Origin of the sequence: Lentibacillus songyuanensis, assembly GCF_039548255.1 — a bacterium.
GTDB classification, from domain to species: domain Bacteria; phylum Bacillota; class Bacilli; order Bacillales; family Amphibacillaceae; genus Lentibacillus_C; species Lentibacillus_C songyuanensis.
The window spans coordinates 1-15,607 of the sequence record NZ_JBCLVH010000033.1 but is presented as its reverse complement, the minus strand read 5'-3'; the positions used below and the strand labels follow the sequence as shown (position 1 = coordinate 15,607).

General features: G+C 41.8%; 16 protein-coding genes. 5 read left to right on the top strand and 11 right to left on the bottom strand.

What is annotated here, in order from left to right:
- Nucleotides 1-114 precede the first annotated feature (114 nt).
- Nucleotides 115-1,491 (top strand): Na+/H+ antiporter NhaC, encoded by a 1,377-nt coding sequence (nhaC, locus tag WMZ97_RS20285; RefSeq protein WP_343273922.1) that lies wholly within the window; start codon nt 115-117, stop codon nt 1,489-1,491.
- A gap of 29 nt (nt 1,492-1,520) precedes the next feature.
- Nucleotides 1,521-2,171: a hypothetical protein gene (locus tag WMZ97_RS20280; protein WP_343273921.1), complete on the top strand. Its 651-nt coding sequence runs from the start codon at nt 1,521-1,523 to the stop codon at nt 2,169-2,171.
- An 82-nt stretch (nt 2,172-2,253) separates the two neighbouring features.
- Here the strand turns inward: WMZ97_RS20280 and WMZ97_RS20275 are convergent, their stop codons facing one another.
- Together WMZ97_RS20275 and map are read right to left on the bottom strand one after the other, a co-directional pair.
- Nucleotides 2,254-3,021, bottom strand: a complete 768-nt coding sequence (locus tag WMZ97_RS20275; RefSeq protein WP_343273947.1) for a cobalamin-binding protein — start codon at nt 3,019-3,021, stop codon at nt 2,254-2,256.
- Nucleotides 3,022-3,059: 38 nt separating this feature from the next.
- Nucleotides 3,060-3,818, bottom strand: a complete 759-nt coding sequence (gene map, locus WMZ97_RS20270) for a type I methionyl aminopeptidase (RefSeq protein WP_343273920.1) — start codon at nt 3,816-3,818, stop codon at nt 3,060-3,062.
- Nucleotides 3,819-4,356: 538 nt separating this feature from the next.
- Here map and WMZ97_RS20265 point away from each other — a divergent pair.
- Nucleotides 4,357-4,512 carry a YjcZ family sporulation protein gene (locus tag WMZ97_RS20265; RefSeq protein ID WP_343273919.1) on the top strand — a complete coding sequence of 52 codons (156 nt, stop codon included), beginning with the start codon at nt 4,357-4,359 and terminating at the stop codon, nt 4,510-4,512.
- A gap of 49 nt (nt 4,513-4,561) precedes the next feature.
- Nucleotides 4,562-4,648, top strand: coding sequence for a YjcZ family sporulation protein (locus tag WMZ97_RS20260; protein ID WP_343273946.1), 87 nt, complete (start codon nt 4,562-4,564; stop codon nt 4,646-4,648).
- Nucleotides 4,649-4,795: 147 nt separating this feature from the next.
- Here WMZ97_RS20260 and WMZ97_RS20255 read toward each other — a convergent pair whose 3' ends face one another.
- The 4 genes from WMZ97_RS20255 to WMZ97_RS20240 all read right to left on the bottom strand — a co-directional run bounded on the left by WMZ97_RS20255 (nt 4,796) and on the right by WMZ97_RS20240 (nt 8,531).
- Nucleotides 4,796-5,554 carry a (S)-benzoin forming benzil reductase gene (locus tag WMZ97_RS20255; protein ID WP_343273918.1) on the bottom strand — a complete coding sequence of 253 codons (759 nt, stop codon included), beginning with the start codon at nt 5,552-5,554 and terminating at the stop codon, nt 4,796-4,798.
- A gap of 232 nt (nt 5,555-5,786) precedes the next feature.
- Nucleotides 5,787-7,154, bottom strand: a complete 1,368-nt coding sequence (locus tag WMZ97_RS20250; RefSeq protein ID WP_343273917.1) for a dipeptidase — start codon at nt 7,152-7,154, stop codon at nt 5,787-5,789.
- A gap of 127 nt (nt 7,155-7,281) precedes the next feature.
- The gene (locus tag WMZ97_RS20245) at nt 7,282-7,746 is read right to left on the bottom strand and encodes an S-ribosylhomocysteine lyase (protein WP_343273916.1); all 465 of its coding nucleotides are present in this window, start codon (nt 7,744-7,746) and stop codon (nt 7,282-7,284) included.
- Between the two features lie 110 nt (nt 7,747-7,856).
- On the bottom strand, nt 7,857-8,531 hold the full coding sequence (locus WMZ97_RS20240) for a YhcN/YlaJ family sporulation lipoprotein (RefSeq protein WP_343273915.1): 675 nt from the start codon (nt 8,529-8,531) through the stop codon (nt 7,857-7,859).
- A gap of 157 nt (nt 8,532-8,688) precedes the next feature.
- Here WMZ97_RS20240 and WMZ97_RS20235 point away from each other — a divergent pair, with 157 nt between their 5' ends.
- The gene (locus WMZ97_RS20235) at nt 8,689-8,925 is read left to right on the top strand and encodes a YhdB family protein (protein WP_343273945.1); all 237 of its coding nucleotides are present in this window, start codon (nt 8,689-8,691) and stop codon (nt 8,923-8,925) included.
- 103 nt (nt 8,926-9,028) lie between these two features.
- Here WMZ97_RS20235 and WMZ97_RS20230 read toward each other — a convergent pair whose 3' ends face one another.
- The 5 genes from WMZ97_RS20230 to WMZ97_RS20210 form a co-directional block, all read right to left on the bottom strand.
- Nucleotides 9,029-9,772 (bottom strand): anti-sigma-I factor RsgI family protein, encoded by a 744-nt coding sequence (locus WMZ97_RS20230; RefSeq protein ID WP_343273914.1) that lies wholly within the window; start codon nt 9,770-9,772, stop codon nt 9,029-9,031.
- A complete protein-coding gene (gene sigI, locus WMZ97_RS20225; protein ID WP_343273944.1) occupies nt 9,772-10,521 on the bottom strand; it encodes an RNA polymerase sigma-I factor in 750 nt (249 codons plus the stop codon). The genes WMZ97_RS20230 and sigI overlap by 1 nt, the downstream gene beginning before the upstream one ends.
- 274 nt (nt 10,522-10,795) lie before the next feature.
- Entirely contained in the window at nt 10,796-11,614 is an 819-nt protein-coding gene (locus WMZ97_RS20220) for a S1 family peptidase (protein WP_343273913.1), read from the bottom strand.
- Between the two features lie 12 nt (nt 11,615-11,626).
- Nucleotides 11,627-13,663, bottom strand: coding sequence for an ABC transporter ATP-binding protein (locus WMZ97_RS20215; RefSeq protein ID WP_343273912.1), 2,037 nt, complete (start codon nt 13,661-13,663; stop codon nt 11,627-11,629).
- Nucleotides 13,660-15,411: an ABC transporter ATP-binding protein gene (locus WMZ97_RS20210; protein ID WP_343273911.1), complete on the bottom strand. Its 1,752-nt coding sequence runs from the start codon at nt 15,409-15,411 to the stop codon at nt 13,660-13,662. The genes WMZ97_RS20215 and WMZ97_RS20210 overlap by 4 nt, the downstream gene beginning before the upstream one ends.
- Nucleotides 15,412-15,607 lie beyond the last annotated feature (196 nt).

The window sequence follows — 15,607 nt, the reverse complement described above, 5'->3', positions numbered from 1 at the left end:
GGTACCTTGGTGTAAAGCTTCGTCCCTAATATGGGATGAGGCTTTTTTGTTATTCACTCGCCACACTCCATCAGCCAGGATAACGAATCATCAAAAGAAAAAGGAGGAAGCACCATGTTTCCAATACGACCAAAATATAATCCCGCTGTTTGGGAATCCATCATTTTCTTTATATTTATTATTGGGGTTATTAGTTTTTTCATCATTAAATTGGAAACACCCCCACATATTCCCATTACGCTAGGAATCTTTATCCTTGTCGCATATGGGTTAGTTAGAAAAATTTCATTTAAAGACCTGGAGGAAGGAATGATCTTCGGAGCGAAATCTGGAATGGGGGCTATTTTCTTATTTATGCTGATTGGTGTGCTCATCAGCAGCTGGATGATTAGCGGCACAATCCCAGCATTAATCAATCTTGGGTTTCATTTTATTGGCGGAACAGGTTTTTATGCGATCGTATTTGCAATTACAGCTATTGTCGGTGTCTCGCTTGGCAGCTCACTTACAACGACGGCAACGATTGGGGTCGCATTTATCGGCATGGGAAGTGCTCTTGATGCTTCCATGGCCATCACCGCCGGTGCCATTGTTTCAGGAGCCTTTTTCGGGGATAAGATGTCACCATTATCCGATACAACCAATTTAGCATCGACCATTGTTGAGGTTGACTTGTTTGATCATATTAAACATATGAGTCTGACAACCATTCCGGCATTTATCATTACCATTATTTTATTTGCGATTCTTTCCCCGAATGGTTCTGTACCGTTGTCCAACATAACAGCATATCAACATGCACTGGAAGAGGCACAGTTAATTCACTGGACATCGTGGCTGCCGCTTCTTGTATTAGTTGTCTGTACCATTTTTAAAATACCGGCGTTCATTGCATTAGGTTTAAGCAGTTCACTGGCAACGTTGCTTGCGGGAATAACCAGTCACCTTACCTGGACTGAACTATGGAATACATGGTTTAACGGCTATACCGCCAACACCAGCTTTGAACCAATCAATGAACTGTTAACCAGGGGCGGCATTACAAGCATGCTGTCAACGGTCTCTCTCGTTATCTTAGCATTAGGCTTTGGCGGACTATTATTTGTAACTGGAATTATCCCTTCCATTCTGAATGCATTTAAAGAAAAGCTGAAACGAGTCCGGACCATTATTATTTCTACCGCTATTACTGCAATTGGAGTAAATGTATTTATTGGGGAGCAATATTTGTCTATTCTTTTAACCGGCGAAACATACAAAAGCATCTACAATCGAGCAGGGCTGCCAAACAAAGTACTATCACGGACATTGGAGGATGCAGGAACTGTTATTAATCCGCTGGTCCCATGGAGTGTCTGTGGAGTATTTATTGCTGATGTTCTAGGTGTTTCCGTATTAACCTATCTGCCGTTTGCCTTCTTCTGCTTGTTAAGTCCATTTATTACCATTGTATTTGGAGGAAGGAGTCAAAAATCTGGGACTACCAGATAAGTGGTCTTAGTCGGCGTACGGATGATAAATTGCGAGCATTAGCCAAGTATAGGGAAACATCGCCCTGCATTCGGGGAAACACAGACCTGAACCCGGGAACATCAACCGAATTCGGGGAAACATCGACCTGCACTCGGGAACATCAACCGAATTCGAGGAAACACAGACCTGAACCCGGGAACATCAACCGAATTCGAGGAAACATCGACCTGCATTCGGGAACATCAACCGAATTCGAGGAAACATCGACCTGGACCCGGGAACATCAACCGAATTCGAGGAAACATCGACCTGCATTCGGGAACATCAACCGAATTCGAGGAAACATCGACCTGGACCCGGGAACATCAACCGAATTCGAGGAAACATCGACCTGGACCCGGGAACATCAACCGAATTCGAGGAAACATCGACCTGGACCCGGGAACATCAACCGAATTCGAGGAAACATCGACCTGCATTCGGGAACATCAACCGAATTCGAGGAAACATCGACCTGGACCCGGGAACATCAACCGAATTCGAGGAAACATCGACCTGCTCTCGGGAACATCAACCGAATTCGGGGAAACATCGACCTGGACCCGGGAACATCAACCGAATTCGAGGAAACATCGACCTGCACTCGGGAACATCAACCGAATTCGGGGAAACATCGACCTGCACTCGGGAAAGGGTGATACATCGTTTAGTGAGAACAAATTACACCCATCCTAAGCTTAATCAGTACAAAAAACAAAAGCTGACGAGACCAATAGTTCGTCAGCTTTCCAATCGTTTAGCCAATTTCTGCAATCCTTCTAATAATCGAGGTGAAGGACGGCAATATAAGGATTCCTCCATTACATGAATATTTCCCGCTTTGATCGCCTTCATATCCTCCCAGCCCGGCCGCCTTTTCACTAATTCGGGGCGCATCTTTTCTTCTTTGACACCAACCCACACCATGCAAATATGATCCGGGTTACGCTTTTTGACGTCATCCCAGCTTGTTTGGTAATTAGCTACATCTTCCGTAGCATAAATATTATACGCACCAGCAAGCTGACTAATTTCGGTAAGCCAGTTCACTTTCCCTGGTGTAAATATCGGTTTTGGCCACCATTCCCAATAAAGACCCGGTTTTGTATGTTTTTCCTGTGCCTTCGCTCTAAAAAATGCGATCTGCTCTCGAAAGGCAGCTGCCTTTTTCTTACCAAGTGCTGGAACTTGTAATGCTTCCCCAACGGCCTGGATATCGTCTGCAATTTCTTCCAATGTATTCGGATTGAGAATGATGTACGGGAGGCTTTGTTCATCCAGTGCAGCAATATTCCTCTCCATACCCGGAACACTCAATGAAGCCAACACAATGTCTGGCTCTAAAGCAGCAACCTTTTCCATATCAATGGCCAAATCCGGTCCCAATTTTGGAAGATCACAAACCTCGCCTGGCCAATCCGAAAAATTGTCCACCCCAACTAACAGATTCGTTTTCCCCAAATAAGCAACAATTTCTGTATTGCTTGGGCAGATAGAAACAACCCGCATCACTAACTCCCCTCCCCTTAAAAATTCCCTGTCAAACCTCAGACATCCCGATCCTGCTCCGTCGTAACCAATGGGCCGTCTTTCGTGATAACGATGGTATGTTCATATTGGGCGGATCGTCCTCCATCAACCGTTCGTGCTGTCCAGCCATTGTTATCCATTTTACTTTGCCACTCGCCTTCATTGATCATCGGTTCAATCGTAATCACCATACCTTCTTTTAACCGAAGTCCTTTATTTGGCAAGCCAAAATGCGGGATGTGCGGATCTTCATGAATTGTTGGTCCGATTCCATGACCCGTGAAATCACGTACAACAGAAAATCCTTCCCCTTCTGCATAGGTTTGAATCGCATGGCCAATGTCACCAATCCGGTTACCTGCTTGTGCCTGTTCAATACCTTTATAAAGTGCCGTCTTGGTAACCTCCATTAACCGCTTACCAACCGGATCCATTTCGCCAACTGCATATGTCCAAGCTGAATCTGCTAAACCGCCATTTAGATTGACAACAATATCAACGGTTACCATATCACCTTCTGTCAGTTGTTCATCGCGGGGAAACCCATGGCAAATCTCATCATTGACCGAAGCGCAAATGGCATACTCATAACCATTAAAACCTTTTTGCTCAGGTGTCGCCCCATGTTTGGCTAAGAACTCCTCCACAAATGTATCAATTTCTTTCGTCGTAATACCTGGTTTAATCATTTTAGCAATTTCTTTATGACACGCAACCAGCAAATCCCCTGATTTTTGCATCATTTCAATCTCGCGTTTACTTTTTCGTGTTATCATAACGTTCTTCCTTTCAGCCATTTCTCAATCATAAAGTGAAACTTCATTCAGTGGGGGTTCCGACGAACAGGACGTTCTAGGGCAGGCGAAGGCATAAGTCCGTGACGGTTTTAGTCTGCCCTTTCTCTCCCACTGAGACAGGAGAACAAAGGCTAGGATCTCAACATCTGAGTTGCAACGCCTTTGTGACCTGCATCGTGCAGGTCCGAACAGAATCGGACCTTGTCATGCAGTTGACCCCCACTTATCTTTTTAGTTTCACCTTAAAATCTTGAAGTGTGGTCTTACTGCCCGTTAAGGCGGGATAAAAATTATCGCACTTTCAAGTGTAACATATATTTATTTTAACATACGCATAAACGAATCAAAAAATTACGATCGTTCATTGTGTATATCAGCCATTCTATCGTTACTTTATCAATTATTAAGAGTAATCATGACACATCACCTTGGCAAAAACAAAAATGAGAAAAACTATTACCGCCCTTCCATGTTAGTCACTTTTACATACATTGTTTAAAAGAGGGGGTGAGATTAAGTGAGTGAACATGCAGGTGGCGGCTGCGGTGGTGGCTTTGCCTTTATTGTCGTGTTGTTTATTTTATTAATTATTGTTGGTGCCGGCGGATTTGTCGGCGGCTATAGCGGCGGTGCCCAAGGCGGATACGGTGGCTATGGTGGCGGCTGGTGTTAATTTAATTACTGCCATGTAGATAAACTATGTGTAAAGGGGGGAATCATTCATGGGTGCAGGCTTTGCGTTAATCGTTGTATTGTTTATTTTGCTGATTATTGTTGGTGCAGGTGGCTATGGCGGTGGCGTATACTAATCATGATACCTGAACGATGGCTTGATGGGTATTGAAAATACGCGATTTTGACTACTTCCATTCATTTCCTGGGCCCGAAGAAATCCATTTGTCCATTCCCCATAATTCAAAAAACGAACCCTCCCTCATTGAAGGGTTCGTTTTTTATTAAAAATAATCCTTTACATTATATACCTTACCATTCTCCATATTTGATTCATCAGTTAGTATGTCGACTAACACACCACCAACTGCGTCTGTATTTTTCAACAAATTTTGTTGTTTATAGTTACGAAATGTATCCACTTCAATAAAGTCATCGGCAGAAGTCGCTCGAATCGTTTCCTGCATTTTGGTATCCATCACCCCGGGGCTAAAGGCGATTACCTTATTTCCCGTTTGCAATTCATCCTGTTCCATTGCAACTGTTTTAGTATACATATTAATACTCGACTTTGTGCTGCAATACGCGCTCCAGCCATAATACGGATTTTCTGCAGCGCCAGACGTAATCGTTACGCCAATAAAACGCACATCTTTTTCCATTGCTTCATGCATAAATGTGTTCATAAGTACCATCGGCGCGATCGTATTGACCTGCACATGGTCTTGAAGAGATTGATTATTAATTGATGTTGCCGGCCCAATGGGTTCTAAGACAGCTGCATTATTTACTAAATAAATTGTGGTTGGGTCTTCTTGAAAAATGTAATTACTTACCTGGCCGATCGTTTGCTCAAGTACATTTAAATTACCGACATCACACGAAAAATGCTGGTATGTAATATTATTTTCTTCCGCATAGGCTGCTAACTTTTTATTGCTATTGCGGGAAATCCCGATCACATTTATTCCTGATTCTATAAATAAATTGGCCACCGCTTCTCCCAGCCCTCTTGAAACACCGGTTATTATCGCATACTTCATCGTTCATCTCCTCATTTCGTTTTTTACGAGTTTAATAGAGTACGGTTAGCTTGCTTTCCCGATCGCTTAACACTCGTTCCCAATCGGTTAGCGCTTTTTCCTGATCGTGCAGGCCCGAACAGAATTGGACCTTTGCCATGCAGTTGACCCCCACTAATCTTTTTTAGTTTCACCTCAAAATCCTGAAGTGGGGGTCTTACCGCCCGTTAAGACGGGATAAAAGGGGAATAAATTACTCTTGAATCGCATCCCAATAATAGGCCAATGTTTCCATTCCTTTTGTAAAACTATCCAGTGGAAAGCTTTCGTTCGGGGAATGCAACCGGTCGTCCGGTGTACCAAAGCCTAATAATACAATAGGAATATTGTATATTGCCTCAATCCATTCAACAACAGGGATGGATCCGCCCATTCGAACGTAGACTGTATCCTTCCCAAACGCCTTTGTATAACTTTTAGCTGCCTTTTTGATCAGTGGATGGTTTGGTTCAACTTTATACGCTTTTGCGGAAAGCTTTTCTTTTTTCACATCAACCGTTACACCTGATGGCGCATGCGTTTTTACATGGGCCGCAAGCAGTTGCTGAATTTTTTCCGGATCCTGTCCCGGCACAAGACGACAGGTGACTTTAGCAGTTGCCGAAGATGGAATAATCGTCTTCGTCCCTTCCCCTTGATAGCCTCCGTAAATGCCGTTTATTTCAAATGTTGGCCGGCCCATTGTATGTTCTTTTGCTGTATAGCCTTTTTCCGAAACGGTCTCACGGACACCTGTTGACGCACGATAGTCCTCGCCTTCTACTTGGTCAATTAATTGCCGCTCCTCATCGGTTAACGGCTCGACATCGTCATAAAAACCGTCTACCGTAATTACTTCATCAGCATTTTTCATGGATGCTAGCAAATGACTCAGCGCCATGATCGGGTTACGTACTGCTCCCCCGTACATTCCGGAATGCAAATCATGATCAGGGCCTGTTACGGTGATTTCAATACCGGTAAACCCTTTTAAGCCATAAAGAATCGTCGGCTGATTTTTGGCAACCATTCCGGAATCAGAAATAACAGCGAAGTCCGCATGAAATTGTTCCTTCTTGTCGTGAAGAACGCTGTAGAGATTCTCACTGCCGATTTCTTCCTCCCCTTCAATGCATACCTTGACATTCATTGGCAGTTTTCCATCGGTTTTCATAAATGCTTCAAAAACGGCAAGGTGCATGAAGACTTGTCCTTTATCGTCACTGGAACCGCGGGCATACAGGCGACCATTTCGAATTTCTGGTTTAAATGGATCGCTTTTCCACTGATCAAGAGGATCAACCGGCTGTACGTCATAATGACCATAGAACAATACAGTTGGTGCATCCGGTCCTGCTTGATTGTATTCGGCATAAATGAGCGGATGACCGCCAGTTTCCTGTTGTTCGATATGTTCAAAACCAATTTCCTGTAAATATGTCGTTAAAAAGTCTGCTGCTGCTTGAATATCTTTTTTATGTATACTGTCCGTGCTAATACTCGGAATCGCTAAAAATTCATTCAGTTTCTCCAGTAGCGATTCTTGATGTTCCTTTAAATAATTAATTACTTGTTCACTCACTACACGTCACCCTCCTTCATTTCATTTAGTTTAGCACATCCATACTTTGCATGGCTAGTTTCATTGGCCCCGCTTTCAGAAACATGGGCAAAAAACAAAAATTGGGACAAGAATACTGTCCCAGTTTTCATGCAAAAACCTGATGCCATTCATCACGATGTTTCAGCATTTCTGAAGCAATTGCTTTTGCCCCATCCAGACTGTGACTTGCTGCCCAGCCGCATTGCACTTCATTACATGCAGGAACTTCCGTTGCCTCCATCACATCATTTAGTGTTTGTTCAAGGGCATTTAACACCATATCATAATCATCATTGTTAAAAATCGATAGATAAAATCCTGTTTGGCATCCCATTGGGCCAATGTCCAATACACTGTCCATATGATTACGAATATCCTCGGCCATTAAATGTTCCAACGAATGCAAGCCAGGCATGTCCATGTGTTCCTTGTTCGGTTGTTTAAAACGAATATCAAATTTATATACTTTATCCCCATTGGCACCTTCTGTCACACCGACTAACCGCACATAAGGAGCTTTGACCTTTGTATGATCAAGATTAAAACTTTCTACATTCATTTTTTCTGCCATGATTTATTCTCCTCTTTTCTTTAGATCATTTAAATAAATGATACCACTTCTACCAAAAAGCATCAAAAAACGAGCATCCCTCATGGAAAGAATGCTCGTTTCTTATCCTATTACCGATTGTTATTTTGTGGGAAAACACGCTCAATCATGTTGCCGATTTGGTCAAACATGCCGCGAACTGGTTTTCCGTTGTTTACATCATCTGCATAGTTGTTTGCTAAGTTCATGAAATCAGGGTTCGTGGAAACATATACATGGTCGATATCATTGTCAACAGATTTAACAATATCTCTTATCTCATGTTTTTTATCCTCTGTTAATTCATGACCATTGTCCGCACGATTATTAGTTACACCATTATTATCATTATTCACGCCATTATTATCGTTGTTACGATTATTCATATTACCATTGTTATTGTTGTTGTTTTCGTCCAATGCAGCCGCAACATAGGCGTTGTTTTTTGTTGTTAACACATAGGCATGATCAATCCCAGCGACTTTGTCAGTTATTTTATCTGCCGCTTCCTTTGAAATGTCATAGCGGTCATTATTATTGTTATTATTGTTGTTGTTCAAATTTCCACGATCACGATCACCATTTTGGGCATTTCTTAACGTTTGACCACCATTTTCATCGTTTGCATCATTATTGTATCTAGTGTGTTCGACACCATTGTCATCTGCGTTATTCCCGTTGTTATCATTAGCTCCATTGTTTCCATTTCCACATGCTGCTAGTAAAAACATTGCTGCAAATACAACACAAAAAAGTTTAAATTTCATTTGCTGATCCTCCTTATATATTTGCCATTAGTATGTATCAGTATAAAAAGATTATGCGAATCCTGTTTTTGGCAATAACACCAATTTTATAGCAGACAATATAAATATAAAGTGGAGAAACTACAAATAACCCTTTAATTTAAAAGGAGGGCAAATGATGGACATACCGGATTATGACAAAGCATTGTATTATTCATTATGGGGACAGTGGGACGATTTATTAGTGTTAATGGTACGGACGCAGGATGACATGCTTTCGAAAAAAATCCAACACTTTTTGCATGCCTACAACTATTCCCTTGACCAGACCAAAATTCTCGAACTGCACGATGAGCTACTTTATTATATTGATCACGCCATGAAACACACCCCAGCCGCCGCAATGGAGGTTTAAATATGAAAGGGAATGCGCCACTGGTGCATTCCCTTCAATTTTCATCTATGTCAAATTATTCCAAATTTATTGTCCATATGGTAAAACTAAACAACTGGTTGAATCATGTTGTATGGTAAAAAGAATGGATAATAGCCTTTTCATTTTTGTTTAGTTTTCCTTTTTCATTCCTTACACTTTCCGAATCCTCTTCCATTTTTTTAGCCATTACTTCATTCATGGCTTTATCCTGTTCCTTGGCAGTTTGTCTAACTTTTTTGGGAACGAGAAAGGTAGTGACCTGCCAATCATGATGCTGATCATTTAGATAACTTTTCAATGTATCAAGCACAGAAATATGGCGACTTTTTACATAATTGACCCCAACGATAACATTTTTTCCCTGTGTCGTCAGACCTGATTGTTCACTTTTAGCAATTAACCGTGAAATCATTTGGTCCAATGGTTTTCGTTTATAATTAGACAGCGTCTCCAGCACGATACTTGCTTGATCATTTAACGGCTTCATTGACCGGACATGCAACCGGTCGTCAATTTCTAATTCGATACTGGGATTCAAATCGACATTAATATAGGCATATGTTTTATTATGACCAGTCAATACATACAGTGGAAGTGCAAATAACAACATAAAACATCCCATAGCAAGCAATCGAGCAGAATTCCTTAATGGTTGACCAGGATAAAAAAAGAAAAAATAGCGTTTCGCACCTTCCAATCGTTCAAAGGGAATCTCCGAACCAATGCCTGCCGTATCTCCGACTGGTTTCGCTTTTAAAAACATACCACTCTGTGTCATTACAATAGTGTGTTGCCGGTGTTTCTCAACTACAATCCCTTTGTTCACTAACCCACCTCCTTCAGGTAATCCTTTAGATAAATAAAATCATGATTAAGAACAATAAAAATGGCTAAAATGTACTTTCTGTTTCGTTCCAGCGTTTTTTTACTGACATTTACTTTTTTGACAAGTGCTTTGATAGGAAGCTTTTTCTTTCGTTCGACAAACGCTTTTAATTCTTGATCGGCAAATAAAATGCGTGCCGTATGAATAGCAGAATCCCGTGCATCTCGATGTTTGGGAGAAACTTCGGTTAATTCGGTCAGCGATAATTTATACGCTTTTAATAATTCCTTGAACTCAGCAATTTCTTCTTGTCGATGCCAAGCATCCTGTTCTTGCTGATACATTTCTCTTACTGCCACAATTTCATTTGGATTCTCCATTTGTTCATCATCATAGCTTTCATCAAGGGAAGCCGTTAGCGGGAATTTTTGAATATAACGTATATAATCAATTACTTTTCGCTTGACAACCAGTTTTGCGAAAGAAAGAAACGAACTTCCTCGTGCAGCAGAATACGTCATCATCGCCTCATTGAACGCCGCTAAACCTACACTAAATTCATCATCTCGTTTCGGATCAATATACCGTCTGCAAACCTCTGAAACACTTTTCGCAATAAACGGCTGATAGGTTTTCAATAAATAGTTCTGCGCTTGTCGATCACCTGATTGGATGGAGGCAACCATTTCTTCCAATGGTTTACTCTTCCTGCCGTGTTTTGGAGACAGAGCCCCATCACCTTCAGCCATTATATAGTACGATTGATTTATAATATTTTTGGGTGTATTTTTAAGGGTTTTATTATTTTTCATGATCTATTCACCATCTTTAGTTTGTTATCTTACAATAGTATTTTAGCTTACTCATCATTTAGAAAGACTTTCAGCATCGACATGATTCGTCAACATCTTAATCCTATCGTATGTAGACAAACGTTGCTATCTCAAAATATTTACAGTTCGTTTAAATATTGATTGCAATGGTCGGTCGATTAACTTCGCGTCCAACTCGACAAACTTTCAATCAGCGAATCATCTCCTTATACCGGTCTATTGGAATCATCAGGCCAACCCTCTTGTATGTATCTTGTTCCATTGTCGCAAATATCACGCCAATTACTTCACCCTGCTCATTGATCACCGGACTGCCACTGTTGCCGCGATATACAGGTGCGTCTATCATGATGACCTCTTTTTCCCAATTGGGCAAGGAAGTGGGGCCAATGATCGTCCCTTCATTGGCGATTCCGTGGAAACGAAGCGGGTTTCCAATAAAATATATCGGATCCTCTTTTCTGAAGCTTGGCTGCTTGGCGATCGCCAATGATGGAAAAGCAGTTGACGATCCTTTCACCTTAACCACTGCTAAATCAACTGCCGGATCCCGTTGAACGACTGAACCCTCAAACAACCCTTCATCCGGAAAAGCGACAGTTACTGTATCATTTTCTTTTACGACATGTTCGTTCGTGATAATGGTACCATCCGCGGCAATGGAAAAGCCGGTTCCTTTACTTTCTCCAGTTTCAATGGTGACGACAGACTTTTTATAGGTGCGAATATCATCCTGTACCGACAATTTTGCCGAGGCAGTAAGAAATTTTATAGCTGGCAGCGAAAGTGTTTTCGGGAGGAGTGCCACCATGTTTAACAGCATTACAAGCACAATAACCCAAAATGCCCACCTGCGAAATGGGCGTTTTGGGTTTCGTTCGGATTGTTGTTCTTTTTGGAGGGCTTTCGCTTGCTCCTCTTTCACAAGCTCAATGAATGTGTCATCATCCAAATCTTCATATAAATCCTCATCGAGTCGATCAGACTTATCAGGTCGCTTTCTCATCATATACACCTCAGATTAGACAGCTTCTCGTGTTCTTCCCTGCTGCATTTGATACATTTGATGATACAAGCCTTTTTGTTGGATCAATGTGTCATGATTTCCCTGTTCCACTATTCTACCATGCTCTAGCACAAAAATCATATCCGCTTGCTGAATCGTTGACAAGCGATGGGCAATCACTAAAGTGGTCCGCCCTTTTTTTAGTACTTCCAATGCTTGCTGGATCATGTTTTCTGTTTCCGTATCAATATTTGCCGTTGCTTCGTCAAGGATTAATATCGCTGGGTCAAACGCTAACGCACGAGCAAAAGACAATAATTGGCGCTGACCTAAGGAAAATGTTGTTCCACCCTCTGTAACCTTTTCATCATACTGGTTTGGCAGTTTTTCAATAAAGCGATCGGCACCAACGGCCTTCAACGCGGCTATCGCCATTTCCCGGGTAATAACCGGATCATTCATGGTCACGTTGGAAATGATCGTGCCCGAGAACAAAAATGGATCCTGCAAAACGATTCCCATATGGCTGCGCACTTGCTGCCGTGACCAATCCTTAATCGATTGTCCGTCAATCGTTATCGTCCCTTGCTGTGGGTCATAAAAGCGAAACAGCAAATTCATAATTGAGCTTTTGCCTGATCCGGTATGACCTACAAAAGCGGCTGTCTGACCGGATTTTACTGAAAATGACATATCATGAAGGACGTATTCTTTGCCGTCATAGGCAAATGATATTTGATCAAAATCAATGGTTCCCCGATATTTTGCAATGCTGTTTGCCTCAACATCCTCACCATCATGATCCATTAATTCGAATACCCGGTTTCCCGCCACCCTTGCCTGCTCAATCAACGGCAACTGATTAACGATATCTTCCATCGGTTCAAATAAACGATTGAGATAATCGACAAAAGCGTAAAGAACGCCGATGGAAATGATACTTGACATCTCCAAAGAAGAAGAGCCGAAATACCAGATAAACCCGACAAAGGCCAAGTTACGAAAAACCGTGACCAAATTATAAGACGTTAAGGCACTAAGCTTCACGAGTTTGCGCTGATACGTGAAATTACGCTCATTTAACTCCTCGAATTCTGCTTTGGTTTGCTTTTCACGGCGAAATGCCTGAATTATCGGCATCCCTTGAATCGATTCGTTGATATGTCCATTAATTGCGCTAACCGTAGAACGAATCACTTTGTTATATTTCGTGCCAAAGTGTTTATAAACCTTCATCCAGCCCAATATTAACGGGATAATCAGCAAACTAAATGCGGCCAGTTTTGCATCGAGGATAAATAATGCAATAAAAATCCCTGCCATGTAAATCATACTGGTTACGACAATCGACAGTACCCGCTCATACAAATCGCGAATCGCTTCGGTATCATTCGTAATCCGGGCCACAATTTTTCCCGCTGGCTGATCCACATAGTAATCAATGGGGAGCCGCTGTGTATGGGCAAATACATCATTGCGCATTTTTTTCACAATTTGATTGGATGACTTCTGCAATAAGAAGGTTTGGAAAAACTGGAAAAACGCTGCGATAATCAGCAAAGCCACATAAAGTCCCAACAAAAATAAAATCGGACCCTGTTCCGGTTTGAAAAACTGATACATCTCCGACATCGTCAGTTTTTTCACTTCTACAGATTGAACATCGTTTCCCTGTTTAATCGTCATCTTATTTCCTTTTACATTAAGCTCGCCTGATAATGGAACATCATCATCCACAAAATAGTAACTGTGTCCTGCCTGTAAAATTGTCGTCGTGTCACCCGTTTGTTCCTGTTCCATGACGCGATCAGTGCGTTTATAATTTGTACCATCAAACCTAACCGTATATTTATCCGGCATGCCATCTGTCTGAACCCAATTACCTTCGACACCAAGAATGTGCTCATCAATGACCTTTTTAGCAATGAACGGGCCAGCAAGCTCCATTCCTACGGCAATAATCAGGCAAACTAAACCAATAACAATGCTTCTTTTAAATTGCAAGGCATATCCAACTAAGCGTTTTTCAGTTGTTTGTTTGGTTTGTTTCATTCGGAGATCCCCTCCTTATCCTCTAGCTGCTGCAGCTGATATTGCTGCCTATACCAGCCTTCATGTTTCATTAACTCCTCATGGGTACCTTCTTCAACCACTTTCCCTTCATCAAGTACGATAATGTGATCGGCATGGGTGACGGCCGATAACCGATGGGCTGCAATAAAAGTTGTTTTCGCCATACGTTCTTTCCGTAAATGCTCGATTATCTTGGATTCCGTTTTTCCGTCGACCGCTGACAGGGAATCATCAAGGATCAGGATTTCCGGATCCTTAATAAACGCCCGCGCCAAAGCCACACGCTGCTTTTGCCCACCTGACAAGGTTACACCGCTTTCGCCAACTTGGGTGTCCAAACCTTGTGGCAGCTGTTTAATATCATCGAGAAAATAAGCTAAATCCAAGACGCGATAGATTTCCCGGTCAGTCGCCTCTGGTGCACCAAATTGGATATTCTCCCGAATCGTTTTGGAAAACATAATTTGATCCTGAGGCACATAGCCGATCCAGTCGCGAATTTGCCCAAGACTTATCTCAGAAAGATCTACTCCAGATATCTTGACACTGCCTTGGACACCTGAATATTGTCGAAGCATTAACTTAAATAGTGTCGTCTTTCCAGCACCCGTTTTTCCAACAATTCCAATCGTGTTCCCACGTTTAACGTCTAGATTAATATTGCTCAACTGATTTGTCTTTGTCTTTGGATAAACAAACCCGACGTTGGAAAACGAGATGCGATCCACTCTTTCCACATGGACTGGATAGTCACTTTCCTTTACATCAGCTTGATAATCCAGTGTTTCCTGGACACGATCAAGCGATGCATTTCCCCGCTGCAGGATGTTTATTAGTTCGCCAACTGCAAACATTGGCCAAATTAACATACCCAGATAGACGTTAAATGTTACTAAATCTCCAAGAGTAATCCCGCTTTGAAACACCAGTAATGCTCCATAGCCGATTCCAATCGTATAGGATAACCCGACAAGGATTTTCATCGTTGGTTCAAACAATGCATCAATCTTAACTACTTCGATATTCTTTTCATATACATCTTCGGTCATTGCCTGAAATCGCTTTTCTTCTTGTTTCTCCTGGACAAACGCCCGAATTACCCGAACCCCACGAACCGATTCCAATACATCATTATTCATGTCGCCAAACGCGGCTTGTGCTTTCATAAATCGAGCGTGAATTGCTGCACCATACTTATTCATTACAATGGCCATAATCGGTAACGGGATTAGGGCTGCAAGTGTCAGTTTCCAGCTTATTGTAAACCCCATCATGCCGATAATCATCAACATGAACGTACTGGAATCCACCAGGGTAAGCACCCCGAAACCAGCTGTCAGCTGAATGGCTCGTAAATCATTGGTGGCCCGGGCCATTAAATCCCCAGTCCGATACTTACCAAAAAAAGATGGCGTCATCGCTAAAAAATGATCCATTAACTTACTCCTGGTCCAGCGCTCCAAAATAGCTGCCCCGCTAAACAATGTATAATCCCATAAAAATGAGATGGTATAATGAATAACAATTAATAATAGAAAACCTGCTATAACCATGGTTAATAATTTGCTTGTCAGCGTCTCAAACTGAATGTGATCAATCGCAAACCCAACGATTTTGGGCGGGATTAAACCAATTGCACTAGCAAGAATTAACATCGTGACTGCAACCACGTACCGTTTCCAGTAATACGTAAAAAACCAATTTAATTTCTTAAAAATTTGAAACATCCTGTTCACCTGCTCTGTCTGTAAAATCCAATACATACTCTAATTCTTCATCTAAACTTACATTGGATCCATCTCCCATTTTTGTGTTTTTGCTAAAAAACTGTTTTCTAATTAGATGGAAACTGCGACGTAAAATGAGATGGCGATTAAATTGCCACTACGGAAAAACACTACGCTTTTTAGCGGGCGGCTGGAG

What these genes read in the sequence shown, in the direction of transcription:
- WMZ97_RS20220 (WP_343273913.1), bottom strand. Translation starts at nt 11,614, where the DNA reads ATGATGAGAAAGCGACCTGATAAGTCTGATCGACTCGATGAGGATTTA.
- WMZ97_RS20215 (WP_343273912.1), bottom strand. Translation starts at nt 13,663, where the DNA reads ATGAAACAAACCAAACAAACAACTGAAAAACGCTTAGTTGGATATGCC.
- sigI (WP_343273944.1), bottom strand. Translation starts at nt 10,521, where the DNA reads ATGGCTGAAGGTGATGGGGCTCTGTCTCCAAAACACGGCAGGAAGAGT.
- WMZ97_RS20240 (WP_343273915.1), bottom strand. Translation starts at nt 8,531, where the DNA reads ATGAAATTTAAACTTTTTTGTGTTGTATTTGCAGCAATGTTTTTACTA.
- WMZ97_RS20255 (WP_343273918.1), bottom strand. Translation starts at nt 5,554, where the DNA reads ATGAAGTATGCGATAATAACCGGTGTTTCAAGAGGGCTGGGAGAAGCG.
- nhaC (WP_343273922.1), top strand. Translation starts at nt 115, where the DNA reads ATGTTTCCAATACGACCAAAATATAATCCCGCTGTTTGGGAATCCATC.
- WMZ97_RS20245 (WP_343273916.1), bottom strand. Translation starts at nt 7,746, where the DNA reads ATGGCAGAAAAAATGAATGTAGAAAGTTTTAATCTTGATCATACAAAG.
- WMZ97_RS20260 (WP_343273946.1), top strand. Translation starts at nt 4,562, where the DNA reads ATGGGTGCAGGCTTTGCGTTAATCGTTGTATTGTTTATTTTGCTGATT.
- map (WP_343273920.1), bottom strand. Translation starts at nt 3,818, where the DNA reads ATGATAACACGAAAAAGTAAACGCGAGATTGAAATGATGCAAAAATCA.
- WMZ97_RS20275 (WP_343273947.1), bottom strand. Translation starts at nt 3,021, where the DNA reads ATGCGGGTTGTTTCTATCTGCCCAAGCAATACAGAAATTGTTGCTTAT.
- WMZ97_RS20235 (WP_343273945.1), top strand. Translation starts at nt 8,689, where the DNA reads ATGGACATACCGGATTATGACAAAGCATTGTATTATTCATTATGGGGA.
- WMZ97_RS20210 (WP_343273911.1), bottom strand. Translation starts at nt 15,411, where the DNA reads ATGTTTCAAATTTTTAAGAAATTAAATTGGTTTTTTACGTATTACTGG.